Source organism: Bradyrhizobium sp. 197, from assembly GCF_023073375.1.
GTDB lineage: Bacteria > Pseudomonadota > Alphaproteobacteria > Rhizobiales > Xanthobacteraceae > Bradyrhizobium.
Genome location: NZ_JADPJJ010000024.1, coordinates 102850 through 127999 on the forward strand (window position 1 = coordinate 102850; position 25150 = coordinate 127999).

General features: G+C 64.4%; 25 protein-coding genes. 13 read left to right on the forward strand and 12 right to left on the reverse strand.

What is annotated here, in order from left to right; translation table 11 throughout:
- The first annotated feature begins 7 nt into the window (after nt 1-7).
- Nucleotides 8-1099, forward strand: coding sequence for a phosphotransferase (locus tag IVB27_RS05910; RefSeq protein WP_247442106.1), 1092 nt, complete (start codon nt 8-10; stop codon nt 1097-1099).
- Between the two features lie 41 nt (nt 1100-1140).
- Here the strand turns inward: IVB27_RS05910 and IVB27_RS05915 are convergent, their stop codons facing one another.
- Genes IVB27_RS05915 through IVB27_RS05925 form a run of 3 tightly spaced genes read right to left on the reverse strand, consistent with a single transcriptional unit; the run spans nt 1141 to nt 4352 of the window.
- The gene (locus IVB27_RS05915) at nt 1141-2697 is read right to left on the reverse strand and encodes an MDR family MFS transporter (RefSeq protein ID WP_247351683.1); all 1557 of its coding nucleotides are present in this window, start codon (nt 2695-2697) and stop codon (nt 1141-1143) included.
- A 16-nt stretch (nt 2698-2713) separates the two neighbouring features.
- Nucleotides 2714-3877, reverse strand: coding sequence for an HlyD family secretion protein (locus IVB27_RS05920; protein ID WP_247351685.1), 1164 nt, complete (start codon nt 3875-3877; stop codon nt 2714-2716).
- Nucleotides 3870-4352, reverse strand: coding sequence for a MarR family winged helix-turn-helix transcriptional regulator (locus IVB27_RS05925; protein ID WP_247351687.1), 483 nt, complete (start codon nt 4350-4352; stop codon nt 3870-3872). Before IVB27_RS05925 ends, IVB27_RS05920 begins: the two co-directional genes overlap by 8 nt.
- Before the next feature lie 157 nt (nt 4353-4509).
- Between IVB27_RS05925 and IVB27_RS05930 the strand changes: the two genes are divergently transcribed.
- The 6 genes from IVB27_RS05930 to IVB27_RS05955 all read left to right on the forward strand — a co-directional run bounded on the left by IVB27_RS05930 (nt 4510) and on the right by IVB27_RS05955 (nt 10578).
- Entirely contained in the window at nt 4510-5004 is a 495-nt protein-coding gene (locus IVB27_RS05930) for a Fur family transcriptional regulator (RefSeq protein WP_247442107.1), read from the forward strand.
- A 36-nt stretch (nt 5005-5040) separates the two neighbouring features.
- Complete coding sequence (locus IVB27_RS05935) at nt 5041-5994, forward strand: DMT family transporter (RefSeq protein ID WP_247442109.1); 954 nt, start codon at nt 5041-5043, stop codon at nt 5992-5994.
- 12 nt (nt 5995-6006) lie between these two features.
- Complete coding sequence (ispG, locus tag IVB27_RS05940) at nt 6007-7290, forward strand: flavodoxin-dependent (E)-4-hydroxy-3-methylbut-2-enyl-diphosphate synthase (protein WP_247351692.1); 1284 nt, start codon at nt 6007-6009, stop codon at nt 7288-7290.
- A gap of 147 nt (nt 7291-7437) precedes the next feature.
- Entirely contained in the window at nt 7438-8334 is an 897-nt protein-coding gene (locus IVB27_RS05945) for a TauD/TfdA dioxygenase family protein (protein WP_247442111.1), read from the forward strand.
- Nucleotides 8335-8418: 84 nt separating this feature from the next.
- Nucleotides 8419-9756: a Rieske 2Fe-2S domain-containing protein gene (locus IVB27_RS05950; protein ID WP_247442113.1), complete on the forward strand. Its 1338-nt coding sequence runs from the start codon at nt 8419-8421 to the stop codon at nt 9754-9756.
- 3 nt (nt 9757-9759) lie between these two features.
- Nucleotides 9760-10578 (forward strand): N-acetylmuramoyl-L-alanine amidase, encoded by an 819-nt coding sequence (locus tag IVB27_RS05955; RefSeq protein WP_247442115.1) that lies wholly within the window; start codon nt 9760-9762, stop codon nt 10576-10578.
- A gap of 22 nt (nt 10579-10600) precedes the next feature.
- Here the strand turns inward: IVB27_RS05955 and IVB27_RS05960 are convergent, their stop codons facing one another.
- From IVB27_RS05960 to IVB27_RS05970, 3 genes are read right to left on the reverse strand one after another with little or no spacing between them, the layout of a single operon-like run.
- Nucleotides 10601-12211 (reverse strand): Na+/H+ antiporter, encoded by a 1611-nt coding sequence (locus IVB27_RS05960; protein ID WP_247442117.1) that lies wholly within the window; start codon nt 12209-12211, stop codon nt 10601-10603.
- Between the two features lie 45 nt (nt 12212-12256).
- The gene (bla, locus tag IVB27_RS05965; protein WP_247442118.1) at nt 12257-13126 is read right to left on the reverse strand and encodes a class A beta-lactamase; all 870 of its coding nucleotides are present in this window, start codon (nt 13124-13126) and stop codon (nt 12257-12259) included.
- Between the two features lie 53 nt (nt 13127-13179).
- A complete protein-coding gene (locus tag IVB27_RS05970; RefSeq protein WP_247442120.1) occupies nt 13180-13554 on the reverse strand; it encodes a nuclear transport factor 2 family protein in 375 nt (124 codons plus the stop codon).
- A 94-nt stretch (nt 13555-13648) separates the two neighbouring features.
- On the opposite strand from IVB27_RS05970, the gene IVB27_RS05975 reads away from it, so the two are divergent.
- On the forward strand, nt 13649-14077 hold the full coding sequence (locus tag IVB27_RS05975) for a GFA family protein (RefSeq protein WP_247442122.1): 429 nt from the start codon (nt 13649-13651) through the stop codon (nt 14075-14077).
- A gap of 168 nt (nt 14078-14245) precedes the next feature.
- Nucleotides 14246-16078, forward strand: coding sequence for a caspase family protein (locus IVB27_RS05980; protein ID WP_247442123.1), 1833 nt, complete (start codon nt 14246-14248; stop codon nt 16076-16078).
- A gap of 39 nt (nt 16079-16117) precedes the next feature.
- On the opposite strand, the gene IVB27_RS05985 is transcribed toward IVB27_RS05980, so the two are convergent.
- Both IVB27_RS05985 and IVB27_RS05990 read right to left on the reverse strand, forming a co-directional pair.
- Complete coding sequence (locus IVB27_RS05985) at nt 16118-16807, reverse strand: DUF1345 domain-containing protein (RefSeq protein WP_247351708.1); 690 nt, start codon at nt 16805-16807, stop codon at nt 16118-16120.
- A gap of 7 nt (nt 16808-16814) precedes the next feature.
- Complete coding sequence (locus tag IVB27_RS05990; protein ID WP_247351710.1) at nt 16815-17738, reverse strand: polyprenyl synthetase family protein; 924 nt, start codon at nt 17736-17738, stop codon at nt 16815-16817.
- Between the two features lie 160 nt (nt 17739-17898).
- On the opposite strand from IVB27_RS05990, the gene mtgA reads away from it, so the two are divergent.
- The 3 genes from mtgA to IVB27_RS06005 all read left to right on the forward strand — a co-directional run bounded on the left by mtgA (nt 17899) and on the right by IVB27_RS06005 (nt 19708).
- Nucleotides 17899-18573 (forward strand): monofunctional biosynthetic peptidoglycan transglycosylase, encoded by a 675-nt coding sequence (gene mtgA, locus IVB27_RS05995; protein WP_247442125.1) that lies wholly within the window; start codon nt 17899-17901, stop codon nt 18571-18573.
- 168 nt (nt 18574-18741) lie between these two features.
- Complete coding sequence (gene rpmF / locus IVB27_RS06000; RefSeq protein WP_007598106.1) at nt 18742-18924, forward strand: 50S ribosomal protein L32; 183 nt, start codon at nt 18742-18744, stop codon at nt 18922-18924.
- Nucleotides 18925-19066: 142 nt separating this feature from the next.
- The gene (locus IVB27_RS06005) at nt 19067-19708 is read left to right on the forward strand and encodes a hypothetical protein (RefSeq protein ID WP_247442126.1); all 642 of its coding nucleotides are present in this window, start codon (nt 19067-19069) and stop codon (nt 19706-19708) included.
- A 6-nt stretch (nt 19709-19714) separates the two neighbouring features.
- Here IVB27_RS06005 and IVB27_RS06010 read toward each other — a convergent pair whose 3' ends face one another.
- Nucleotides 19715-19975: a hypothetical protein gene (locus IVB27_RS06010; protein WP_247351715.1), complete on the reverse strand. Its 261-nt coding sequence runs from the start codon at nt 19973-19975 to the stop codon at nt 19715-19717.
- A gap of 221 nt (nt 19976-20196) precedes the next feature.
- Between IVB27_RS06010 and IVB27_RS06015 the strand changes: the two genes are divergently transcribed.
- Nucleotides 20197-21891, forward strand: a complete 1695-nt coding sequence (locus tag IVB27_RS06015) for a putative bifunctional diguanylate cyclase/phosphodiesterase (protein WP_247442127.1) — start codon at nt 20197-20199, stop codon at nt 21889-21891.
- Between the two features lie 10 nt (nt 21892-21901).
- Here the strand turns inward: IVB27_RS06015 and IVB27_RS06020 are convergent, their stop codons facing one another.
- The 3 genes from IVB27_RS06020 to IVB27_RS06030 form a co-directional block, all read right to left on the reverse strand.
- A complete protein-coding gene (locus IVB27_RS06020) occupies nt 21902-23410 on the reverse strand; it encodes a tripartite tricarboxylate transporter permease (RefSeq protein ID WP_247442128.1) in 1509 nt (502 codons plus the stop codon).
- A gap of 4 nt (nt 23411-23414) precedes the next feature.
- The gene (locus IVB27_RS06025; protein ID WP_247351720.1) at nt 23415-23900 is read right to left on the reverse strand and encodes a tripartite tricarboxylate transporter TctB family protein; all 486 of its coding nucleotides are present in this window, start codon (nt 23898-23900) and stop codon (nt 23415-23417) included.
- A gap of 187 nt (nt 23901-24087) precedes the next feature.
- Complete coding sequence (locus tag IVB27_RS06030; protein WP_247442130.1) at nt 24088-25065, reverse strand: tripartite tricarboxylate transporter substrate binding protein; 978 nt, start codon at nt 25063-25065, stop codon at nt 24088-24090.
- Between the last annotated feature and the right edge of the window lie 85 nt (nt 25066-25150).

The window sequence follows — 25150 nt, forward strand, 5'->3', positions numbered from 1 at the left end:
GTGCAGTATGACGCGGGACAGGGGCATCGTGGCTATGACACCTCCACAATTGCCGGCGGTCGTTGAGCCCGCCCGACTGACGGCAGCGCTCCGCAGGAGTGGCGTGCTGGACGCCGGCGCAGTCCGCGAGGTGAAAGTGCTGCATCAGCGCGACACCGTCGTGTCGCACATTATCCGCCTTGGCCTGCGCTATGTGGGGGAATCCGCCGGCGCCCCGCGATCGCTGATCCTGAAGACCGCGCATTCCGACTTCGCAAAGACGCTTGCAAATGGCGGCCGGCACGAAGTGGCCTTCTATACGCAACTCGCGCCAACAGTGCCGGCGGGGCTTGTGCCGCGCTGCTTCGACGGGCATTTCGACGAGGAGAGCGAGACCTGGCATCTCCTGCTCGAAGACCTCACCGACAGCCATGAGATTGCGACGCAATGGCCGCTGCCACCGTCGCGCGATCAGGCGATGGCGATCGTCACGACGCTCGCGCGATGGCACGCGGCCTGGTGGGACCATCCCGGTCTCGGCGAGACCGTCGGCACCTGGGCGAGCGAGGAGGACAGCGCAACTCACATGGAGACCTTCGCCGGCCATTACGATCGCTTCGCGGACCTGCTCGGCGATCGCCTCAGCGAAGAGCGCCGCATCCTCTACCGCCGGCTGATCGATCAGTCGGCCCGGCTATCCCTGCGCTATCATTTGCGACGTCATGTCAGCATCACTCATGGCGATGCCCATATCTGGAATTTCCTGCTGCCGCGCGCCGGCGTCGCCGATACCGTGCGGATCTTCGACTTCGACCTGTGGAACATCAACGTGCCGACCAACGACCTCGCCTACATGATGGCGATGCAATGGTATCCGGAACGCCGGCAGACGCTCGAGCGGGCGCTGCTCAACCGTTACTACGAGACGCTGATCGCGCGCGGCGCCAGCGGCTATACGCGCGGCGCGCTCGATCAGGATTACCGTTGGTCGGTGCTCTGGCACATCACCACGCCGGTCTGGCAATGGAGCATCAACATCCCGCCGGTGATCTGGTGGAACAATCTGGAGCGGGTGATGCTGGCGGTCGAGGATTTAGGGTGCGAGGAGTTTTTGGGGTAGTTGGCGCTGCACGCTCGCCGTCGTCCAAGTTGTGACGCACCCTACTCCATCACCGCATGTTCCGGCCCGGCCGACTGCTTGCGCAGCGTGGCCTTGGACGAGCCGATCATCAGGGCGAGTGGGATGGTGCAGAGGATGAAGATCATCACCAACATGTAGTCGTGCGCGAAGGCGATGATCTGCGCCTGCACGCTGACCATCCTGTCGGCCATGGCGCGGCCGGCGTCGGTGGAGAGATTGATCATGCCGCTGACGTTGGGCATCTGGAGCGCGTGGTTGAACGGGTTGATGTTCTCGGACAGGATCGCATAGGTCTTGCGCGTGCCCTGCGTCAGCTCGGCGACGACGATGGAGATGCCGACCGAGCTCGCGACGTTGCGCAGCAGCGTCAGCATCGAGGTGCCGTCGGTGCGCAAGTGGTTCGGCAGCGTCAGGAACGCCACCGTCGAGAGCGGCACGAAGACGAGGCCGAAGCCAAAGCCCTGGATCACGCTGACGACCACGATTTCCGGCACCTGGGTCTGGTCGGTCCAGCCCGTCATCTGGAACAGCGAGGCCGCCGTCAGCGTCAGGCCGCAGATGATCAGCGTGCGCGCCTCGATCCAGCGCATGATGCGGCCGACCATCATCATGGCGAAGAAAGTGCCGAAGCCGCGGCTTGCGAGCAGGCCGCCCGCGGTCATGATGGGATAACCGATCACGTTCTGCAGGTAGGGCGAAGCCAGCGCCATGGTCGAGTACAGCACGAGGCCCATCACCGTCATGAAGATGCAGCCGGTGAGGAAGTTGCGATCCCTGAACAGCGCGAACTGAATGAAGGGACGCGAGGTCGTGAAGGAGTGGGCGAAGAAGTAATAGAAGGCGACGCCGGAGACGGCGAACTCGGTCACGATCTCGACCGACTCGAACCAGTCGAGCTGCTCGCCGCGATCGAGCGCGAGCTGGAGTGCGCCGATCCCGATCGCCAGCGCGGCAAAGCCGAACCAGTCGAACTTCAGGCTGAGATTCTTATCGGTCTCGTCCATGAAGACGGCGAGCCCGAGCACGGTGATCGCGCCGAACGGCAGGTTGACGAAGAACACCCAGTGCCAGGAATAGCTCTCGGTGAGCCAGGCGCCCAGCGACGGGCCCATGATCGGGCCCATCATCACGCCCATGCCCCAGATCGACATCGCCGTGGCGCGTTCCTGAAGCGTGTAATAGTCGAGCATCACTGACTGCGACAGCGGCACCAGCGCTGCGCCGAATACGCCCTGCAGCAGGCGGAACAGCACCATCTGGTTGATGTCCTGCGCGAGGCCGCACAGCACGGAGGCGAAGGTGAAGCCGGCCGCGCAGGCGATGAAGATGCGCTTGCGGCCAAAGCGGTTGGAGATCCAGCCCACCGGCGCCGTCATGATCGCAGCGGCGACGATGTAGGACGTCAGCACCCAGTTGATCTGGTCCTGCGAGGCCGACAGCGTGCCCTGCATGTAGGGCAGGGCGACATTGGCGATGGTGGTGTCCAGCGCCTGCATGATGGTCGCCGTCATGGCGCAGATCGTCACCATGTTCCGGCGCATGCCGGGGACCATCAGGCTCGCATGGGGGCCGGACATCGGATCGGTCCTTGTCTCAGTCGTTTTCGTGGCCTGCGGTCGCCGCCAGGCCGAGCAGGCCGGCGAGCGAGCGCTGATGGCCGGTGTCGATGGTGGCGTAGACGCTCATGCCCGCCTTCAGCTTCCGCACGTATTTGTCGGTCTCGTCGAAATAGACGCGGATCGGCACGCGTTGCACGACCTTGACGAAATTGCCGGTGGCGTTTTGCGGCGGCAGGATCGCGAACTGCGCGCCGGTGCCGGGCGAGAGCGAGCCGATCTTGCCCTTGAAGACATGGTTCGGGAACGCGTCGACCTCGAGCGTGACCGGTTGCCCTTCGGTGACGTAGGTGAGGTCGCTTTCTTTCGGATTGGCGTCGACCCAGGGGTGGGCGACGTCGATGATAGAGAACACCGGCGTGCCGGCGGTGACGTAGCGGCCGAGCTGGATCTGCTCGACCTGCGTCGCAACGCCGCTCATCGGGGCCCGCACGACGGCGTGGTCGAGATTGCGCTGGGCGTCGTCGAGCTTGGCCTTGGCCTGGGCGTAGGGCGGGAATTGCTCGAGCGGCAGGTCGGGATTGCCGAGCAGCTGGGTCTTCGCATTGGACAACTGCTGCTTGACGAACTGCGTCTGGGCGCCAGCGGTGACCAGCGCATTGGCAGCGTTGTCCAGGTCGAGCTGCGAGCCGAAATTGCTCTTTACCAGTGACTGCTTGCGCTCGACGTCGCGCTGCTTCAGGTCGACGCCCCGCTGCGCCAAATCGAGCATCTGTGCGTATATCTTGATGTTCGCGATGAGATTGTCATAGGTCGTGCGAGACTGGTCGAGCGCGGCCTTTGCCTGATCGACCGCGAGGCGGAACGGCACGGGGTCGATCTCGAACAGCTCGTCGCCCTGCTTGACGACTTGGCCCTCTTTCACGATGACCTTCTCGATCTTGCCGGAAATGTCGGGCGTCACCAGCACCTTCTGGGCACCGACATAGGCGTCGTCGGTGCCGACATAGCGGCCGCCATTGAGATAGAAGGTCAGGCCGGCAATGGCGACGACGGCCGGCAGCACGACCAGAAGCAGGACGCGGCGATAACGGCGCAGGCCGGCGATCAGGCGGCGACGCGGATTGGTGCCGGCTTTCTTGGTGGGCTTGCCGCTGTCGATTTTCTGCTCGGGTTGGAATTTGAGAACCTGATCAGCCATAGCGCTGCTCCTTACGCGCTTGTTCCGCTACCGATGTCTGGATCGCGGTACGCACGTTTTCCTTGATTGTTTCGAGCTGGGTGAGGAGGCGATGGGCGTCCGCCGGAGTGATGCCCTCGAGCGCGTTGGCCGTGAGCTCGGACTTCAGCCCGCTCATCCGTCCGAGCAATTGCCGCCCCGCCTTCTTCAGGTGCAGCCGCTTGACGCGGCGGTCCGAAGGATCGTTGCGGCGTTCGATCCAGTCACTGTCGCAGAGCTTGTCGATCAGGCGTGTCAGCGTGATCGGCTGCACCTCGAGAAGCTCCGCGAGTTCCGACTGCTTCATGCCTTCGCTGCGCTCGACCTTGGCCAGCACCGCCCATTGCGCGCGGGTGATGCCGAAGCGCGAGGCTTCCTTGTCGGCATAGACGCGGAGCAGGCGATAGAGCTCGGCAAGCGTAAACAGGAAGTTCTGGTCCACGGGCCCGCGGCTCATGAGCTTGGTCTCCAATAAGCTTGGAATATAATAAGCAAGCTTATGATTATTTCATGGCGGGATAGCGGGATGCTGTCCCGCAGCAAGAGCATGGCTGATCGCCGCACCGCCGGTCCTGCTTTGGGTTCCCCCTTCGAAATGCTAGAATGCCGGTCCCATGACCCTCGCAAAGCCGGTTTTTCCCGCGCCCGATCACGATCACGGCCGTTGCACCGCGGATGCGCTGGCGCATGCCGAAGCCGTCTGCGAGCAGCGCACGCAGAAATTCACGCCGATCCGCCGCCATGTGCTGGGGGCGCTGCTCTCGAGCCACCGGCCGCTGGGAGCCTATGAAGTGATCGACGAGCTGGCGAAATCGATGCCGCGGCCGGCGCCGATCACGGTCTATCGTGCTCTCGATTTCTTGATGACGAACGGCCTCGTGCACCGCATCGAAAGCCGCAACGCCTATCTCGCCTGCGCCGCCCACGACCATGACGCGACCTCGGCGGTGACGTTCCTGATCTGCGAGCGCTGTGGTCTGGTCGGTGAGATTCCGTCGGCGTCGTTCGCCAAGGACCTCACCGCCGCCGCGCGCAGTTCAGGCTTCGCTCCCAAACTGTCCGTGGTGGAAATCACGGGCGTCTGTGCGCATTGTCAGAAAGCTGCATAAAGCAACAACGGCGCAACGCCGGTTTTTCAGGAAGACATGTCCTCACCACAAGCCCTATCGTCCGCCGGTCGTCCCCTCAGTGCCGGCGCCATCGCTCTGATGCTCATGCTGTGCCTGACCTGGGGGTTCAACCAGATCGCGGTGAAGCTGGTGCTGCCGGACATCCCGCCGATGCTTCAGGCCACGTTCCGCTCGATGGGCGCGCTGCCGGTGCTGTTCATCATCGGCAGCTTGCGCGGCGTTAAATTCTTCGAACGCGACGGCACCTGGAAGCCCGGCGTGATTGCCGGACTGATGTTCGGCATCGAGTTCGTTCTGATCTTTCAGGGCCTGCGCTTCACACCGGCGTCGCGGGCGGTCGTGTTCCTCTACACCGCGCCGTTCTTCGTCGCGCTCGGCTCCTACCAGGTGCTTGGCGAGCGACTTGGCGGTACGCAATGGCTGGGGCTGGCCGTCAGCTTTGCCGGTGTCGCACTCGCGATCGGGGTACCGCAGCCCAACGTCGATTCGCATGTTCTGCTCGGCGACCTCATGATCGTCGGCGGCGCCGCGCTGTGGGCGGCGACCACGCTGGTTGCCAAGGGCACCCGGCTGCGTTTCGCGGCGCCTGAAAAGGCACTCGGCTATCAGGTCGCGACCTCGATCCCGATCCTCGGCACGGCCGCCTGGCTGTTTGAGGAGACCATCCCCCACACCCCGTCGACGCTGTCGCTGGGCCTGATGGCCTTCCAGGCGATCTGGGTGGTGGGAACCACGTTCACGCTTTGGTTCGCGCTGGTGAAGACCTATTCGGCCAGCAAATTGTCGGCTTTTACCTTCATCACCCCTTTGTTTGGCGTGGTGGGTAGCTATTTCATCATGCACGACACCCTGAACCTGACATTCGGGGTGGCAGCGGTCCTTGTAATTGCTGGGCTTTTTCTGGTTAACCGTCCCAGCCAATCCGCTGCGGCGCCGCGCGATGCATTGCTGAACGTCACCAAAACCTGATATTTGGACCCCATGAACAAGCTCGAAACCACCATCGATTCCGACATCGCGGGGCCTGCGCCGCGCCATCACACCACCCAGGTCAAGGTCGGCGACGTTGCCGTCGGCGGCGGTGCGCCGATCGTCGTGCAGTCGATGACCAACACCGACACCGCCGATATCGACGGCACCATCGCCCAGGTCGCAGCGCTCGCGCGCGCGGGCTCCGAAATGGTCCGCATCACCGTGGACCGCGAGGAAGCCGCTGCCGCCGTCCCGCATATCCGCGACGGCCTGCTCAAGCGCGGCATCACCACGCCCTTGATCGGCGACTTTCATTATATCGGCCACAAGCTACTCGCGGCCTATCCGGCCTGCGCCGAGGCGCTCGCCAAATATCGCATCAATCCCGGCAATGTCGGCTTCAAGGACAAGCGCGACACGCAGTTCGCCGACATCATCGAGATCGCCAACAAGAACAGCAAGCCGGTCCGCATCGGCGCCAATTGGGGCTCGCTCGACCAGGAGCTTCTGACCAGGCTGATGGACGAGAACACCGCCTCGGCCAATCCGCGCGATGCGCGCGCGGTGATGCGCGAAGCCATGGTGCAGTCGGCACTGCTCTCGGCGGCGCGCGCCGAAGAGCTTGGCATGCCCAAGGACCGCATCATCCTGTCGGCCAAGGTGTCGGCGGTGCAGGATCTGATCGCGGTCTACGAGGTTCTCGCCAGCCGCTCCGATTACGCCATCCATCTCGGCCTGACCGAAGCCGGCATGGGCACCAAGGGCATTGTCGCCTCATCCGCCGCGCTCGGCATCCTGCTTCAGCAGGGCATCGGCGACACCATCCGCATCTCGCTGACACCGGAGCCCGGCGGCGACCGCACCCGTGAGGTGCAGGTCGGCCAGGAGCTGTTGCAGACCATGGGCTTCCGCACCTTCGTGCCGCTGGTTGCGGCATGTCCCGGCTGCGGCCGCACCACCTCGACCACGTTCCAGGAACTGGCCAGCTCGATCCAGGGTTTCATCCGCGACGAGATGCCGACCTGGAAAACCAAATATCCCGGCGTGGAAGAACTCAACGTCGCGGTGATGGGCTGCATCGTCAACGGCCCCGGCGAATCCAAGCACGCCAATATCGGCATCTCGCTGCCGGGCACGGGCGAAGCGCCGGCTGCCCCCGTGTTCGTCGACGGCAAGAAGTTCCGGACCCTGCGCGGCCCGACCATCTCCACCGACTTCAAGGCGCTCGTGATCGACTACATCGAGCAGCGCTATGGTCAGGGCGCCAAGGTGCCGGTGACCGCGGCGGAGTAGGCGTCTTTCCAAAGTTGGAATCGTAGGGCGGGTTAGCAATGCGTAACCCGCCTTATTTTTTGTGGGTGCGAATTGGCGGGTTACGCTTCGCTAACCCGCCCTACATTGCTACGATGTTCCCAATCAAGAATGATCGGGAGGCACACCATGAGCTCACTCGCCGGCAAGCAGGGCCCGCGCTATCGCCACACGGCCGAGGACGGCGCGCCGTACGAAACCATCGCGGTCGAAAAGCTCACCCCGATCATCGGTGCGGAAATATCCGGCGTCGACATCGGCAAGCTGGTCTCGGACGATGCCCGCTCCAACCGGCAGATGGACGAGATTCAGCGCGCGCTCGCCGAAAACCTCGTCATCTTCTTCCGCGACCAGCGCATCACGCCGCAGCAGCATCTCGCCTTCGGCCGCAAGTTCGGCGAACTGCATTTCCATCCTGCCGCGCCGCATGAGGATGAAGACCCGGCGCTGATGAAGATCTACGCGGATGCGAACTCGCCGCGCGCCAACGGCGAAGGCTGGCATTCCGACGTGTCCTGCGACCTCGAACCGCCGATGGGCTCGATCCTCTACATCAAGCAGTGCCCGCCGCGCGGCGGCGACACGCTGTTCGCGAACATGTACGCTGCGTACGAGGCGCTGTCGGACCGCATGAAGGCCTATCTCGACGGCCTGACCGCGCTGCACGACGGCGAGCCGATCTATCGTGGGCTCTATGCCAATTACGGCGTGGCTGACCGTCCGTCCTATCCGAACGCCGAGCACCCTGTGTTGCGCACGCATCCGGTCACGGGCAGGAAGGCGCTCTACGTCAATCGCGGCTTCACCCGCCACATCAACGGCATCCCGCGCGACGAGAGCGACGCGATGCTCGCCTATCTCTACCAGCACGCCGAGAACCCGCTGTTCCAGTGCCGCTTCCGCTGGACCGAGAACGCCATCGCGTTCTGGGACAACCGCTGCGCCCAGCACCGCGCGATGTGGGACTACTGGCCGCACACGCGCTCCGGCACGCGCGTGACGGTGAAGGGCGAGCGGCCGGTTTAATCCGCCTACGCACTGCGTTCCGCGTTGACGTCTTCCCGCGTCCGCGCCAATCTTGCCAAAACAAAGACGTCGGGAGGATCAGCCATGCTCCGCGCCGAGGACAACAAATTCCTGACCGAGTCGGGCCCCGGCACGGGAATGGGCGAGCTGTTGCGGCGGTTCTGGATTCCCGTGGCTCTCTCCGAAGAACTTTCCGAGCCGGACGGCGAGCCGAAGAAGATCATCGTGCTCGGCGAAGAGTTGCTCGCGTTCCGTGACTCGCGCGGCGTTGTCGGAATCATCGACCAGTACTGTCCGCATCGCGGCGCCAATCTCTGGCTTGGGCGCAATGAGGAATGCGGCATTCGCTGCGTCTATCACGGCTGGAAGTTCGACACCGACGGCCGATGCGTCGACATGCCGACCTCCTATCCCGACATCAACGCCAAAGACCTCATCCGGATCAAATCCTATCCGGTGCGCGAATGGGGCGAGATGATCTGGGCCTATATGGGCCCGGCCGAGGTCATGCCCGAATTGCCAGATCTCGAAATGGCGCTGCTGCCGGCCTCGCACCGCTATGTCAGCAAGAAATGGCAGGACTGCAACTGGGTGCAAGCGCTGGAAGGCTCGATCGACACCGCGCATTTCACTTTCGCCCATCTCTCCTTCGACAAGGAGGTGAACGAGATTCTGGACATCAAGAAGCATTTTGTGAATCCGATCGCGCGGATGTCGAGCGACCACATGCGTTGGATCGCAGAGGATCCGCGCCCTGTGATCAAGATCCAGCCGCACGACGCGGGATTGACGATTGCCGGTGGGCGTCTCACCGGCGGCGACAGCATCTACTGGCGCATCGCGCAATTCCTGATGCCGTTCCACGCCTATGCGCCGAGCGCGATGCCGGGCGAGAACATTTTTGGCCAGACCTTCGTGCCCGTCACCGACACCAATTGCTGGATCTACACCTATGCCTGGAATCCGGAGCGGCCGCTGGCGCAAGCCGAGCGTGATGCCTTCGACCGCGGCAATGGCGTGATCGCGGAGGTCGACGACAATTACGTGCCGTTGCGCCACAAGGGCAACGACTATTTGATCGACCGCAAACTCCAGAAGACCAGGAGCTACACCGGCATCAAGGGCGTCTCCGAACAGGACGCCGCCGTGCAGGACAGCCAGGGCCCGATCGCCGGCCGCACCCGCGAGCATCTCGGCCCGACCGATCTCGGTATCATGCATTTCCGGAAAGTCGTGATGGAGCTGGCGCGGGCGCTTCAGCAGGGCGAGCCGCCATCGCAGGCTGCGCATCAGGATCGCTACGCCGTGCGCTCGGGCGCCTGCGTCACCAGCAGGGCCAAGGACTTGCCCGCCGTGATGATGGAACGCTTTGGTGACGTCGCGGGATTCGTCGGCCGTCCCAGGATTGCGGCTGCGGAGTAAGGCTTGAGGCATTCGCGCAGCATCATCGCACGCCTCGTCTTGCCGCTCGTCGCGTCGATCTTGCTATCGTTGGCGCCTGCTGACGCCGGTCATGCTGCTATCACGAGAAAAAATGCGAAGCCCAAGCCGCCGCAATCACCGGCCAAATGCGAGGTGCCGAAATTCAGGATCGTCGTGGATGTCGGGCACACGCCGGACTCCTACGGCGCGTTGAGCGCGCGCAATGATCCGGAGTTCGGCTTCAACTTCCGGCTTGCGAGGCTCATCACGGCGAAGCTCAAGTCTGGAGGCTTCGCCGCAGCCCGCCTGCTCGTCACGGATGGCAAGGCACGGCCGAGCCTGTTCAAGCGGGTCAGTGCCGCGAATGACGGTCGGGCCGATCTCTTCCTGTCGATCCACCATGATTCGGTGCCGGACAAGCTGCTCGAGAGCTGGGAGTTCGACGGCGCGCACAGCTATTTCAGCGATCGTTTTTCGGGCCACTCTCTATTCGTGTCGCAGCGGAACCCGCACTTCGCCGCCAGCCTGATGCTGGCCCGGATGATCGGCAGGCAGCTGAAAGAGCAGGATCTGCACTATGCCAGCCAATACACTCTGCCGGTGATGGGCCGCTACCGGCGCCAATTGCTCGACAAGGATGTCGGCGTCTACCGCTATGACGGGCTCGTCGTGCTCTCGCAAACCCGCAGCGCCGCCGTGCTGCTCGAGGCTGGCTCGATCATCAACCGCGACGAGGAAATGGCGATGAATTCGCCGGGGCGGCAGGAGATGATTGCGGGCGCCGTGGCGGTGGCGATCAGGGAGTTCTGCGAGAGGCGGTGATTGCTCGCGCAATGACGAGAATCTATAGCGGCCCTCCCCGATACTCCCGGTTCGCCAAACTCGCCTCCTCCAGATCCAGATCCCGCTCGATCCGCCGGCGCGTCTCGTCGGTGATCTGGCCGTCGCGCAGCAGGTCGTGGATGAATTTCCGCTCGGCCTCGATCAGGTCACGCGTCAGGGCGGTGCCGGCGGCCGAAACGTCGTGGTGGGTGGGATCGAGCGAGTCCGGTAGCTGGTTGACGCGAATCTCGTGGCGTGCGCGCAGCAGCCGCATCACCTCGTCCGTGACTTCCTTCTCCTCGGTCAGCACGTCGAGCGACTTCAGGGCGGCATCGAGAGCCTGGCGGCGTGCCGCGATCTCGGCCTCGTGCTCGGCGACATGCTCGTTGCGACCGGCTTCCGCGACGCCGAGCCAGCGCACCACCGGTGGCAGTGTGAGGCCGACTCCGATCAGCGTGACGAAAATGACGGCGAAGGCGACGAACAGGATCAGGTCGCGATACGGAAAGGCCTCGCCGCCCGGCAACGTGAAAGGCAGCGCCAGCGCAGCCGCCAGCGACACGGCGCCGCGCACGCCGGTGAACGCGAGCACGAACGGCCATTGCCATGGCGGTGAGGGATCGCGGGCGCGCAGCGACTTGCTGAACATCCGCGGCAGATAGGTCGCGGGATAGAGCCAGGCGAAGCGCGCGCCCACGACGACCACCAGGACCACGGCGGTTGCGATCATGATGTCGTCGAGCGGAAACGCCTTCGATTTCTCATAGAGCGCGCGCATCTGGAATCCGGTGAGCAGGAACAGCAAGCCCTCGATCAAATAGATCACGAGGTCCCAGAAGAAGATGCCTTGCAGACGCGTCGATGCCGAGATCAGCAGCGGCCCGTTCCAGCTCACATGGAGGCCGCAGGCGACGGTGGCGATCACGCCGGAGCCGCCGACGTGCTCGGGCAGCCAATAGGAGACGAAGGGCGTGATCAGCGACAGCGTCAGCTCGACCTGCGGATCCCTGGACCATTTGCGCAAGCGCAGGGACAGCCAGCCGACGCCGATGCCGAAGGCGATCTCGCTGGCGACGATGAGCAAGAACTCACCGGCTGCCAGAGGCAGCGAGAAATGCCCGACCATGATCGCGGCGAGCGCGAAACGATAGAGGGTCAGCGCGGTAGCGTCGTTGGCGAGCCCTTCGCCTTCGAGGATGACCAGGAGCCGGCGCGGCATGTGCAGCCGGCGCGCGATCGCGAGCGGTGCCACCACGTCGGGCGGCGCGACAATGGCGCCGAGCAGGAAGCCGATGGCCCAGGGCAGGCCAATCACATAATGCGTGGCGGCCGCCACCAGCGCCGCGGTGAAGATCACCGCACCGACCGCGAGCAGCACGATCGGGCGTAAATTGTTCCTGAACTCGCGCCAGCTCATGGCGACGCTGGCCGAGTAGATCAGCGGCGGCAGCACCATCAGCAGTACCAGTTCCGGCGGCAGTTCGACCGGCGGCATGCCCGGCACGAAGGCGAGACCGATACCGGAGAGCATCAGCAGAATGGCAGGCGCGATGTTGAAGCGGCGCGCGACAAGCGCAGTGCCCGCCAACACGGCAAGCAGGATGAGAAAGGTCTGAAATTTCGCTTCGATCATGGCCTGTCTTGGCCGGAAGCAACCGCAAGGTCAATGCGGCGCGGCTCAGGCCAGCCGCTCAGCCACCATGCGGCCGATGCGCGCGAACACGGCTTCGAACTGCGCAGCGTTGGGCGTGCCGCCCTGGGTGTAGGCCGCGATCAGGATCGGTGCATCGGGCTTCGTATCGGGCTTGGGCCAGACCACCGCGATATCGCCAGAGGCGTCCTTGCCGTTGTTGCCGGTCTTGTCGCCGATCTTCCAGTTTGCGGGGAGCCCGCCACGCAGCCGGTTCGCGCCGGTCTTGCAGCCCACCATCCATTCCATGAGTTGAGCACGCGAGGCCGGCGACAGCGCCGCGCCCGTCACCAGCCGCCGCAGATTGCCCGCCATCGCCGCCGGGGTCGTGGTGTCGCGGGGATCGCCGGGCGGTGAGCGGTTGAGCTCGGGCTCATTGTGGTCCAGTCGCGAGGTGTTATCGCCGAGCGACCGCCAGAAGGCGGTGAGCGCGGCGGGACCGCCGATCCGCGCGAGCAGCAAATTGGCGCAGGTGTTGTCGCTGAGCTCGACGATCGCCTTGCACATCTCGGTGACCGACATTGCGCCGGCGGCAAGATTTTGCCTGGCGACCGGTGCGTACTCCAGCAGGTCGGCCTTGCCGTACGGAATCATGGCCGCGAGCTGATCCTCGCCACGATCGACCCGCGCCAGTACGCAAGCCGCGAGTGAAGCCTTGAATGTCGAGCACATGACGAACCGTACGTCGGCGCGCCATGCGAGCTTTGCGCCGGTCGCGAGGTTCTCCGCATAGACCCCGATCCGGCCGCCACTCTCGCGCTCATACGTTTCGAGCTCAGGCTGCGCGTCCGCGGCGAGCGCGGGAGAGGTGGCCATCCAGCACAGCGAGGCGAGCAGCGAACGGCGGTCGAGAAGCATCGGGGACTTTCAGGCGAGACGGAGGAGGCAGCGGCGAGCCGGAGGGAAGCCCCTCACTCCCGCAGGTCATACCGATACGACTTCGACACGATCTGCCAGCCGTCGGCGAGCTTCATCGCCACCAGATAGTCGGTGAAAAAACGCGGCGGCAACTGGCACCGGACCTTGATGAAGGCGGTCTTGTCGTCCGAACGGTCGATGGTGATGATGAAATCCTCGCGCGGCTTGCCTTCGGCCTTGCCGGAGGGGCGCTTGCGCACGCGGTCGAGCCAGTCCGGCACGGTCAGCACCTGCAGCTCGCCCTTCTCGACCCAGCGCAAATCGGCGGAGGGGTGGAAGATGGCGCCGAGTTTTTCGGCATCGCCCTCGTAAAGTCCATCGAAATAGGATTGCACGACGGCTTCGACGCTCGCGCGGTTCTGGCTCATGGGTCATCCCTTTGAATGATGGCTCGGGGCGAACTTAGTCGTACTCATCAAAATGCGCTATGGGAGTGCGTACCATTTGCGCGAGGACACTGTGATGACCGGATCAGAGAATTCGAACGCTCGTATCCTGATCGGCGAATGCTACTGCCGCGCCGTGCGCTATGAGGTGGCGGACGCATTCTCCTATGCGATGAACTGCCACTGCTCGAATTGCCGCCGCACCACCGGCGCCGCCTTCAAGCCGTTTGCCGGAATAACCCAGGACAAGCTGCGCATCGCCCATGGTGAAGATCAGCGCCTCATATTCGGCGACGAGACCACCCATGACGCCCACTGCGCCCGCTGTGGCTCGCTGCTTTATTCCCGGGTGCGCGAGGGAAAATGGGTCCATGTCGCCATGGGAACCCTGATCGATGCCCCCTCGATCCGACCGAGCGTCCACATTTTCGTGGGCTCGAAGGCGCCCTGGCACGAGATTACGGACAATCTGCCGCAATATCAGGGCCACGTGGGGGATGCCTGAGGGAACCTGCTGCGCGCCTATTTCTCGGCGAACCGCGACCGGACTGGCGCGACAAAATGGGGTCTTTCGGCCTGCCGCCGGCGCCACCTCCATCACAAGCGCCCGCGGCGGACCCTGCTAAAGCCATCCCAAAGGGGCTCGAACTGCCCTGAACCCGGAAGTCGTGTCATGCGCAAATCGCTCAGACTTTGCCCACTTCTCCTCGCGGTCGCGCTGCTATTTGGCGCCGGGCCCGCTTTGGCCGGGAAGCGCGTCGCGCTGGTGATCGCCAACTCGGCCTATCAGCACGCGCCGTCGCTTACGAACCCTGTCAATGACGGTTCGGTGATGGTCAGGACACTGAAAGAGGCCGGCTTCGACATCGTCGATTCCCGGCACGATCTGACGGCGCTGGACACCCGGCGCGTGCTTCGCGAATTCGCCGACCGGACCCGCGATGCCGACATCGCCGTGGTCTGCTATGCCGGCCACGGCATCGAAGTCGAAGGCTCGAACTATCTGATCCCTGTCGATGCCAAGCTGGAGCGTGACACCGACATCTTTGACGAGGCGCTCTCCCTCGACCGCGTCCTGGTCGCGGTCGAACCGGCCAAGCAGCTTCGACTGGTGATCCTGGACGCCTGCCGTGACAATCCGTTCGGCAAGACCATGAAGCGCACGGTCGCCTCGCGCGGCATCGGCCGCGGCCTCGCCCAGGTCGAGCCGACCAGCCCCAACACGCTGATCGCCTATTCGGCCAAGGCCGGCTTCACGGCTCAGGACGGCGATGGCGCCAACAGCCCCTTTACCATGGCGCTGTCGAAGCATCTGACGACACGGGGCCTCGACATTCGCCGCGCCTTCGGCTTCGTGCGTGACGACGTGCTCAAGTCGACCGGCAACAAGCAAGAGCCGTTCGTCTATGGCTCGCTCGGCGGCGAGGACGTGCCGCTGGTGCCGGTCAAGGTCGCCGCTGCGGCTCCGGCAGCGCCTGCGCTGAATCCGCAGGCCGACATCCGCCGCGATTACGAGCTCGCGCTGCAGGTCGGCAACAGGCCGGCGTGGGATGCCTTCCTCGCCCAGCATCCCGATGGTTTCTATTCGAGCCTCGCCAAGCTTCAGCTCGAAAAAATCGGCGCCGAGCAGGCTCATGCGGCGGCCACCGAGAAGGCGAAGCAGGCCGAGGCCGAGCGCGATCGCCTTGCTGCTGTCGGTGCGCAGAAGGATGCGCAGGCCAAGGCAGCCGCCGACGCGAAGGCCGCGGAGCAAGTGCAGCTTTCCGCGCAGAAGGTCAAGGAGCAGGCGCAGCAGCAGGCGGCCGCTGCCGAGCAGCAACGCGTCAATCTCGCCGCCACGGCGCCAAGTGCTGCGCCCGCCAGCACGGCGAGCCCTGCCGGCACCAACGTCGCGTCGCTGACGCCGGCCACTGCGCCGGCCGATCTCAGCCGCTCGGTGCAGACCGAGCTCGGCCGCGTCGGCTGCTTCTCCGGTGCTGCCGACGGCAACTGGACGACGTCCGCGCAGCGGTCGTTGTCGCAGTTCAACCGCTATGCCGGCACCAAGCTCGACGTGAAGGTGGCGAGCATCGATGCACTCGACACGGTCAAGTCAAAACAGTCGCGCGTCTGTCCGCGGGTTTGCGAGCACGGCTTCAAGGCCGACGGCGACAAGTGCACCAGGATCGTCTGCCGTGACGGCTATGCGCTGAACGACGACAATGAATGCGAGAAGAAGCGTGCCGCAAAGCCCACGGCTTCCAAGCCCGCGACCTCGCGACGCGACGACGGCGAAGACCGTCCGGTGCGGCAGCGTCGTCAGGCAGGCGGCGCAGGTGCCGGTGCGGCGGGCGGCTTTGGTGGCGCTGCCGGCATTGCGTCTGCGGCCGGCGCCGGCCGCGCCGCAGGTGGCGGACAGCTATTCTGCAATAACGGCGGCTGTCGTGCGGTCAACCGCGGCTGCCATCTCGAATATCGCGGCGGCGGCGGCCCCGGCAACGATGCAAATGTCGAGGTGTGTAACTGACACTACCGGGTCGTCCGGGCTTTCGCCGGGACGACGGGATCAAGTCGCGATTGCACTCGCCGCGATGTTCACCGTCAGCGCCAGCAAGGCCGTGTTGTAGATGAATGACACGATGCCATGCGCGGTGGCGGTGCGGCGGATGGTCTTGTCGGTGATGCCGACGTCGGAGACCTGCGCGGTCATGCCGATCACGAACGAGAAATAGACGAAGTCCCAATAGTCAGCATGGTCTTCCTTGTCGCCGCTTGGAAACTGAAGGCCGCCCGGCGTGGCGTGACGATAATAGTCGTGCGCGTAATGCAGCGCGAAAGTCGTGTGCACGGCGGCCCAGGACAGCGCGATGGTGGTGATCGCGATGGTCAGCTCCGCGGCGCCCCGGTGGACGCCGAGTTCGGCGACAATGGCTGCGATGCTGGCGAAGGCACCGGTCGCCGTTACCAGCAGGATCACGAAGCGGCCGTCGTCCTGCATCGCAGCGGCGCGGCGGATGTGCTGGTGGTCGTTGCACAGCATCATCGCGTAGACCAGCACCAGATAGATTGCGATCAGCGCATCCCAGCCAAGCACAAGCCGCGTCGTCAGCCGGTACGAACCCGGTATGAGCAGGCAGACGAGGATACCGACGGCAAGCGATATGAACGTTCGCGGCCGCGCATACACCAGGCGCACCGGCCTCGACATTTTGCGGAAGCGAGCGAGGGCAAGATCTTCCTTGCTGCCGCTCGCCATAGCGCTATCAGCTCTTCCGTTCGGCGACGAACCGCGCAGCCGCTTGCAGCACGGCGGCCCGATCGCCGAAGATCGACACGGCGCTGTCGGCCCGCGCGAGCAGGTCGCGGACGCGCTGCTTGGCGCCTTCGAGGCCGAGTTGCGTGACGAAGGTGGTCTTGCCCATCGCTGCGTCCTGGCCCGAGGGCTTGCCGAGCGCAGCCGCGTCGCCTTCGACGTCGAGCAGGTCGTCGGCGATCTGGAAAGCCTCGCCGAGTGCGCGACCGTAATCGTCGAGCGCCTGGTATTCCTTTTGCGAGGCCTGGCCGAGGATCGCCCCGGCGATGCAGCCGTAACGCAGCAGCGCACCGGTCTTCATCTGCTGAAGACGCGCCACGTCTACCGGCTCGCGGTCGCCAAAGCGGCCTTCGCCGGCGAGATCGAGGATCTGGCCGCCGACCATGCCGCCGATGCCGGCGCAGCGCGCCAGCGCGCGCGTCAGCAGGAGCCGCACATTGGCATCCCGATGAATCTCGTCGCGGGTGATGATGTCGAAGGCGAGCGTCAGGAGGCCGTCGCCGGCGAGGATCGCGGTGGCGTCGTCGGTCTTCTTGTGCAGGGTCGGGCGGCCGCGGCGCAGGTCCGAATTGTCCATCGCCGGAAGATCGTCATGGATCAGCGAATAGCAGTGGATGCATTCAAGCGCCGCACCAGCGAGCAGCGCGGCTTCGCGGGGCACGCCGAACACGGCGGCGCTCTCGACCACCAGGAACGGCCGCAGGCGCTTGCCGCCGTTGAGGCTCGAATAGCGCATTGCGTCCATCAGTCGCTTGGGCCGGGCGATCTCATCGGGCAGGATATCGTCCGCCAACAGGCGCCCGAGCAGCGCCTCGGTGTCATCAGCGGTCTTGTCCAGACGTTTGGCGAAATCGGACGGGGACGTGCCGGTCATCAAGAAGGGCTCCAGAACTAAAATTCGGCGGGACAATCCTTTATGCGCCCGCCTCAGTCAATCGTTTGGAAGGCCTAAAAAGTGCTGGAAAACGCCCGAATTATCACAGACTTAATGCCGGGCCCGTGGCCGCGTTACGTTCTGCGCCGGAAAGGTTGATTTGCGCGTCGTCAAAACCGTTCTCCTGGTGCTCGTGGTCGCGGCTCTCGCGCCCTATGTGATCGCGTCGTTCTACCGCATTGGCCATCCCGTTTCGACGCTGATGGCATGGCGCTCGCTCCGGGCCGCGCCGATGCAGCGGGAGTGGATCGATCTGGCGGCGATGTCGCCCTCACTGCCGCGCTCGGTGGTGGCGGCCGAGGACGCCCATTTCTGCAAGCATCACGGCATCGACTGGGGCGCGCTGCGTGAGGCCATCGACGACGCGCAGGAGGACGGCACCCCGTTCCGGGGCGCTTCCACCATCACCCAGCAGGTGGCGAAAAACCTGTTCCTCTGGCAGGGGCGCGATTTTGTCCGCAAGGCGCTGGAATTCCCGCTGGCGCTGTGGATCGACTTGGTCCTGCCCAAGGCGCGGATCCTGGAGATCTACCTCAACATCGCCGAACTGGGACCGCGGGGCCAGTTTGGGGTGGAGGCGGCCAGCGCCTATGCCTTCGGCAAGTCAGCCGCCAGTCTTTCCCCCAGGGAGGCCGCCCTTTTGGCCTCAACCCTGCCGAATCCGGTCAAACGCAGCGCCAGGACGCCGGGACCGGGCGTCCGGCGGCTGGCCGGGACCTATGTTGCGCGGGCGCAGGCCAGCTCGCTTTCGACCTGCTGGCGGGAAAATCGCTGATTTCGGGTCCTTTTCGGGCGCATTTTCCGTCCCAGAACCCTAGATTTAAGCCCGGCCTTCCTCTATAAGCCCGGCCTTGACCGGCATTCAGCTCGCCTCGGTTTGCGGGTGCTGAGCCGTCCCCTCGCGGACGATGCCCCGAAACACCAATCCCTAGAGGATATTGAAATGGCCGTTCCGAGAAGAAAAACCTCGCCGTCGCGTCGTGGCATGCGCCGCTCGGCAGACGCCATCAAAAAGCCGACCTATGTGGAAGACAAGGACTCCGGCGAGCTCCGTCGTCCGCATCATCTCGACCTCAAGACCGGCATGTACAAGGGCCGTCAGGTCCTGAAGAAGAAAGAGTCCTGAATTCAGGACCTTTCCCCAGGCAGGATGATTTCGCCTGCCTGATTTCGGCCAACCCATGAGATATGACAGTGACGGCGGCGGAGCGAATGCTTCGCCGCCGCATTGTCCTGTCTGGATATCTTGATCGAGAAGGCATTCGCCGATGGTCGGTTTCCCGCTGCTTCTGATCCCGCTCGCGGTCTACAACATCATCGCCTTCCTGATGCCGAGCGTGTCCTTTACGGACGTGCTGTTCAAGGTTCCGATGATCACGGGCGAGGCCTGGCCGGTCACACTCGCCGACGTGATGCTCGCGCTTGGCGTCGTGCTGTTGCTGCTCGAGGTGGTCAAGGGCGCGCGGCCCGGCTCGAAATTCCTGATGGATCATTTGCTGTCGCTGATCGTGTTCGGCGCGGCTGCGGCCGAATTCGTGATGTGGCCGAAATTCGGCAACTCCACCTATTTCCTTTTGGTGCTGCTCGCGATGGCCGACTTCCTCGGCGGCATCGCCCAGCGCACGCGCCGCCGCGGCGCCTATGTCGCCGAGACTGTGCCGGCATCGCGCAAGGCCAGGCGCCAGGCTGAAGTGGCAGCCGATGAAGCGGTGGTCGAGTCCAAGTTCGAGCCCGTCTCTGCGCCGGCGGTGCCGCCCGCATCCGCACCCTCCGCGCAGTCGGTCGCCGAATCCGTGCTGATCGATCACCCCGCGCCGAAGCCGGTTCAGAGCACGTCCTCGCCGGAAATCCCCTCGCCGGATCTTCAGCCCGGCAACGGCACGCCATCGTCTCCCGACGCGCCGCGCTGATCTACTTCAAGCCACCTGCCGCGTGCGCGCGGTGACGCTCGGAAGCGGATGCTTGCTGCCATAGGCTACCTGCGCATCCTCGGAAGACGCACGGCGGAGCCGGCTCGTCTGGGGCAGGTTCTCGGCATTGGCGATGAGCTGGGTGACGAAGCTGGGATCGGGGCGCGGCAGCGGCGCCTTGTGGACCCACTGCAAAATCGGCAGCTGCGGCACCAGGGCCGTGCCCGTGCCGTTGTCCGCCTGGTCCGATCGGTTCGTACTCAACATCGCTATCACCGTTGATCCGGCAAGCCTGTCGCGTTTCGGGACGCTGGCGCCGGTGCGTGTCATGTACTCGCAAGGCCTATGCCGGACGGGCCGGTTTGGTTCCTGCGGCGTGAGGAAACGTGGTTTCCAAATTGTTTATCAACTTTGCCTAGGGTCAATGGCGAATCTGGCTTTATCCTGTGCCGACTCAGGACTCCCCGCTGTCCCGAAACGAGGCGATTTTGACCCCCGCATTGCCGCAAGCCTCCGACATCCTGGCCGCCCTTGGCCAAGCCGTGTTCGCCTGGGACATCGCCAGCGATGCCATGGTCTGGGGTGAGCAGGTCAGCGCCATCTTCCCCGGAATTCCCGCCGAGCGGCTGGCCACCGGCACCGAATTCGCCAAGCTGATCGAGCCCGCTCAATCGCTGCGGATCGCTGCGCTGGCGCAGACCTCCGCCGTGCACGGCGCCGACGGCACGCCCTACCGGGTCGAGTACGGTGTGCGCATGAGCGCTGCCGATCCCGTGGTCTGGATCGAAGAGACCGGCCGCTGGTTCTCGGGACCCGATGGTCGGCCGGTGCGCGCGATCGGCTCCGTCCGCATCAACAATGAGCGCCACGCCCGCGACGAGGAACTGACGAAGCTGGCCCGGCTCGATCCGCTGACCGGCGAGCTCAATCGCTCGCATCTGATCGCGGCGCTGGCCGAGGCGATCGAGGAGACAACCCGTTTCCGGTCGACCGCGGCCTTCATGCTGGTCGGCATCGATCATCTCGCGCGCGTCAACGATGCCTTCGGTTTCGACGTTGCCGATGCCGTGATCCTCGACGTCGCCAAGCGCATCCGTGCGCGCTTGCGCGGGGGCGATGTGCTCGGCCGCTTCTCCGGCAACAAGTTCGGCCTGATCCTGAAGAACTGCACCGTCGACGACATGAACGTCGCCGCCGAGCGCTTCCTCGCCGGCATCCGCGACGAGGTGGTGCCGACCAAATCCGGCCCGGTGTCGGTCACCGCCTCGATCGGCGCGGTCAGCGTGCCGCGCTATGCCCGCAACACCGACGAGGCCGTCAATCGCGCCCATGAGACGCTGGACGCCGCAAAACAACGCCGTGTGGGTTCGTTCGCGACCTGGCGTCCCGATGCCGCGCGCGACGCGCAGCGCCGCGTCAACATCCGCGTTACCGACGAGATCGTCACCGCGCTGAACGAGCGCCGTATCAAGCTCGCCTATGAGCCGGTGGTCTCGGCCGCCTCGCGCGAGCGCGCGTTCCACGAATGCCTGGTGCGGATGGACCAGGGCGGCGGCCAGGTGCTGCTCGCGCCCGACATCGTGCCGGTCGCCGAACGGCTCGGCCTGATCCGCCTGGTCGATCACCGCGTGCTTGAGCTCGTGGTCGCCGAGCTCGCCGCCGCGCCCGACATCTGCCTCAGCCTCAACATCTCGCCAGACACGACGATGGATCCGGACTGGTGGGCCAGCATCGAATCGCTGATGCGCGCGCATCCCGGTGTTGCCGAGCGTCTGATCGTCGAGATCACCGAGACGGTCGCGATCCAGGACATCGACGACGTACGCGGCTTCGTCACGCGGCTGAAGAATTTCGGCAGCCGCATCGCCATCGACGATTTCGGCGCCGGCTACACCTCGTTCCGCAATCTGCGCAAGCTCGGCGTGGATATCGTGAAGATCGACGGCGCCTTCGTGCAGAACATCACCCATTCCGCCGACGACCGCGCCTTCGTGCAGACCCTGATCGACCTCGCCCGCCGCCTCGACATCAAGACGGTGGCCGAATGGGTGCAGGACGAAGAGGCCGCAAACATGCTGCGCGACTGGGGCTGCGACTACATCCAGGGCCGTTTGATCGGGCTCGCGTCGGCCGACCGTCCGTGGAGCGCGTCGCCGGATAACGTGCTGCCTGCGGCAGGCTGAGACAAAACCCTCACGCCCCTTCATCCAGCGCCACCAGCTCGCGCTTTTTGCGCAGCGCCGGCAACAGCGGCGCGACCAGCAGCACCAGCGCCAGTACGAGACACGCCGCCGAGATCGGACGCTGCACAAAGGTCCAGAGGTCGCCCTGCGACAGGATCAGCGACTTGCGCAGATTGTTCTCCAGCATCGGTCCGAGCACGAAGGCGAGCACCAGCGGGGCCGGCTCGTAGCCGAGCTTGCGCATGAAATAGCCGATGATACCGAACGCGATCATCACATAGACGTCGAACACGTTGTTGCTCGAGCAGTACACGCCGATGATCGTGAACAGGATGATCAGGGGGAAGAGAATGTTGTAGGGCAGCTTGAGCAGCTGCACCCACATGCCGATCATCGGCAGATTGAGGATCAGCAACATGACGTTGCCGATATACATGCTGGCGACGATGCCCCAGAACAGGCCGGGATTTTGCGTGATCAGCAGCGGTCCCGGCTGAAGGCCGTGGATGACGAAAGCGCCGAGCAGTAGCGCCATCACCACGTTTGGCGGGATGCCCAGCGTCATCAGTGGGATGAACGCGCCGCCGGCTGCCGCGTTGTTGGCGGATTCGGGGCCTGCGACGCCTTCGATCGCGCCATGGCCAAAACGCTCCGGCGTTTTCGACAGCCGCTTCTCCAGCGCATAGGACGCGAACGAAGCCACCACCGCGCCACCGCCCGGCAGGATGCCGAGCAGGAAGCCGAGCAAGGTGCCGCGCGCGACCGGGCCGGCGCTCGCCTGCCAATCGGCCTTGGTGGGCAGGAGCTGCGTAATCCTGGCGTTGATGATGTCGCGCTTGATCGCCTGCTCGATGTTGAGCAGCACCTCGGCGACCCCGAACAGGCCCATCACGACGGGGACGAGTCCGATACCGTCGATCAGCTCCATGCGGCCGAATGTCAGCCGCGGCTGCGCCGTGATGCTGTCGAGCCCGATCAGTCCGAGCACGACACCGGTGCATGCCATCAACAGCGCCTTCGGCATCGAGCCCTGGGTGAGGAAGGTGAGCACGACGAGGCCCAGCACCATCAGGCTGAAATACTCGGCCGGGCCAAACGCGATCGCAATGCTCGCAAGCCGAGGCGCCACCAGCATCAGCGCGACCAGCGAAAACGTGCCGGCGATGAAGGAACCGAAGGCAGAGATGCCCAGCGCAGGGCCAGCTCGGCCCTGCTTCGTCATCTGGTGGCCGTCGATACAGGTGACGACGGAAGCGGCTTCGCCGGGGATGTTGACCAGGATCGAGGTGGTCGAGCCGCCATACATCGAGCCGTAATAGATGCCCGCCATCATGATGATGCCGGACTCCGGCGTTCCCGACAGCGTCACCGGAAGCAACAGCGACATCGCCGAGATCGGTCCGATGCCCGGCAGTACGCCGACCAGCGTGCCGATGAAGACGCCAATGAAGCAATAGAGCAGGTTGATCGGTAGCAGCGCGACGCCAAACCCGTGCGCGACGTTGACGAGCGTGTCCATGCGGCTAACCCATCCCGAACAGGCCCGAGGGCAACTGGATCAGCAGCACCCGCTCGAGCACCCACCACATCCCGAGCGGCACCAGCACCGCGACCGGGATCGCCAGTGTCCAGCGCACGGGATCGATCAACCGTAACAAGAGCAGCATCAACGGGATCGACGATAACAGGAATCCCAGCGGCTCCAGGGCAAAGGAGAATGCGGTGAGGCAGGCGATGACGAGGAGTGGTTTGCCCCAGCTCACATTATCCCAGCGTGAGGCCAGCGTCGGGCCGCCCTCCGTGATGGCCGAAATGATAATGCTGACCGCGAACACGCACATCAAGATGCCCGTGTAGAACAGCACGTAGCCGGAGCCGGGGTCGTTGATCGTGCCGAGCTTGAGCTTAACGCCCTGCCAGATCACGAAGCCGCCCAGCGCGAGCCCGATCAACCCGCCCCAGAGTTCGGAGTTGTTGAGGCGGAGTTTGACGTTGGTTTTGTCGTTCATAGACGCCCTCTCGGCCGTTCCCCGGACGCTGCGCAGCGCCATAAGTGCGTTCACGCACGTCTTCGACATGCTATGGCGGTGCGCTGCAGATCCGGGGTCCATAGATGCGTGGCAAATGTAGATGCCGGACGCGACGCAGCGCTGGAGAAGCGCTGCACCGCGTCCGGGACATAAAAGTGGCTCAATCCTACTTCTTCGCAAGCCCGAGCGTGTCGATCACCTTGCGCTCTGACTCCGTGACCTCGACGACGAACTTCCTGTAGTCCTCGGTATTCTTGTAGCTCGGCACCATGTCGTATTTGGCGAGCGTGGCGACCACCGCGGGGTCCTCGACCGCCTTCTTGAAGGCGTCGTGCAGCTTGGCGACGATCTTGGGATCCATGCCCTTGGGTCCTGCGATGCCGAACGGGGAATCAAAGACCATGGGATAGCCGAGCTCCTTCAGCGTCGGCACGTCAGGATAGTTCGGCGACCGCGCCCCGGTCCACACCATGAGAAGCTTCAGCTTGCCGGCGTCAACCAAGGGCCGCCAACCGGTGGAGTCGGCTTGCAGCATGGTGTGTTGGCCGAGTACCGCGGCGTTGGTCTCTGCCCCGCCCTTGAACGGTACCTGCGTGAGCTTGATGCCGGACATCGCGGCGATCTGCTCCATGCCGATATGAAGCGAGGTGCCGGTGCCCGGCGTCGCGTAGGTCACCTTGCCCGGATTTGCCTTCGCGAACGCAACCACGTCTTTCCAGGACTTGAACTGCGACTCCGCGCTGGTGGTTACGCCGAAGGTGTAGCCGGTGAGATGAATGATGTAGGTAAAATCTTTTGCCGGATCCCACGACACCTCCTGCATCAGGGGCAGGCGGAAGACGGTGATCGGAAGCTGTGAGATGGTGTAGCCGTCCGGCTTCGCGGCCGCGGCCATGGTGGCAGGTCCGACCGTGCCGCCGCCGCCCGCCTTGTTGTCGATCACGATCGGCTGCCCCAGGACCTTGGAGGCGCTGTCGGCGATCGCGCGCATCGAGATGTCGGTCGATCCGCCGGCCGGCCACGGCACGATCAGCGTCACCGGTTTGGTGGGATAGTCCTGCGCACCGGCGGCGGTTGCGAGCAACGCGCTCACGATGGTATGCATGGCGGCAAACGCGATTGTCTTCAGCCCGTATCGCGACATCGAAATTCCTCCCTCGCAGTGGCCTCGTTCGGGCCGCCGTTTCTCATTGTTATGACGGGATTGTCCCCGAAATCATGGAAGAAGA

Bases quoted from the DNA above. Each gene is read 5' to 3' on its own strand.
- IVB27_RS05990 (WP_247351710.1), bottom strand. From the start codon at position 17,738: ATGACCGGCACGTCCCCGTCCGATTTCGCCAAACGTCTGGACAAGACC.
- IVB27_RS05950 (WP_247442113.1), top strand. From the start codon at position 8,419: ATGCTCCGCGCCGAGGACAACAAATTCCTGACCGAGTCGGGCCCCGGC.
- IVB27_RS05985 (WP_247351708.1), bottom strand. From the start codon at position 16,807: ATGGCGAGCGGCAGCAAGGAAGATCTTGCCCTCGCTCGCTTCCGCAAA.
- IVB27_RS05970 (WP_247442120.1), bottom strand. From the start codon at position 13,554: ATGAGCCAGAACCGCGCGAGCGTCGAAGCCGTCGTGCAATCCTATTTC.
- IVB27_RS06010 (WP_247351715.1), bottom strand. From the start codon at position 19,975: ATGTTGAGTACGAACCGATCGGACCAGGCGGACAACGGCACGGGCACG.
- IVB27_RS05920 (WP_247351685.1), bottom strand. From the start codon at position 3,877: ATGGCTGATCAGGTTCTCAAATTCCAACCCGAGCAGAAAATCGACAGC.
- IVB27_RS05945 (WP_247442111.1), top strand. From the start codon at position 7,438: ATGAGCTCACTCGCCGGCAAGCAGGGCCCGCGCTATCGCCACACGGCC.
- IVB27_RS06030 (WP_247442130.1), bottom strand. From the start codon at position 25,065: ATGTCGCGATACGGGCTGAAGACAATCGCGTTTGCCGCCATGCATACC.
- IVB27_RS06005 (WP_247442126.1), top strand. From the start codon at position 19,067: ATGGTCGGTTTCCCGCTGCTTCTGATCCCGCTCGCGGTCTACAACATC.
- IVB27_RS05910 (WP_247442106.1), top strand. From the start codon at position 8: ATGACGCGGGACAGGGGCATCGTGGCTATGACACCTCCACAATTGCCG.
- IVB27_RS05975 (WP_247442122.1), top strand. From the start codon at position 13,649: ATGACCGGATCAGAGAATTCGAACGCTCGTATCCTGATCGGCGAATGC.
- IVB27_RS05980 (WP_247442123.1), top strand. From the start codon at position 14,246: ATGCGCAAATCGCTCAGACTTTGCCCACTTCTCCTCGCGGTCGCGCTG.
- IVB27_RS06025 (WP_247351720.1), bottom strand. From the start codon at position 23,900: ATGAACGACAAAACCAACGTCAAACTCCGCCTCAACAACTCCGAACTC.
- IVB27_RS05925 (WP_247351687.1), bottom strand. From the start codon at position 4,352: ATGAGCCGCGGGCCCGTGGACCAGAACTTCCTGTTTACGCTTGCCGAG.
- IVB27_RS05915 (WP_247351683.1), bottom strand. From the start codon at position 2,697: ATGTCCGGCCCCCATGCGAGCCTGATGGTCCCCGGCATGCGCCGGAAC.
- IVB27_RS05930 (WP_247442107.1), top strand. From the start codon at position 4,510: ATGACCCTCGCAAAGCCGGTTTTTCCCGCGCCCGATCACGATCACGGC.
- IVB27_RS05935 (WP_247442109.1), top strand. From the start codon at position 5,041: ATGTCCTCACCACAAGCCCTATCGTCCGCCGGTCGTCCCCTCAGTGCC.
- ispG (WP_247351692.1), top strand. From the start codon at position 6,007: ATGAACAAGCTCGAAACCACCATCGATTCCGACATCGCGGGGCCTGCG.
- IVB27_RS05960 (WP_247442117.1), bottom strand. From the start codon at position 12,211: ATGATCGAAGCGAAATTTCAGACCTTTCTCATCCTGCTTGCCGTGTTG.
- rpmF (WP_007598106.1), top strand. From the start codon at position 18,742: ATGGCCGTTCCGAGAAGAAAAACCTCGCCGTCGCGTCGTGGCATGCGC.
- IVB27_RS06020 (WP_247442128.1), bottom strand. From the start codon at position 23,410: ATGGACACGCTCGTCAACGTCGCGCACGGGTTTGGCGTCGCGCTGCTA.
- bla (WP_247442118.1), bottom strand. From the start codon at position 13,126: ATGCTTCTCGACCGCCGTTCGCTGCTCGCCTCGCTGTGCTGGATGGCC.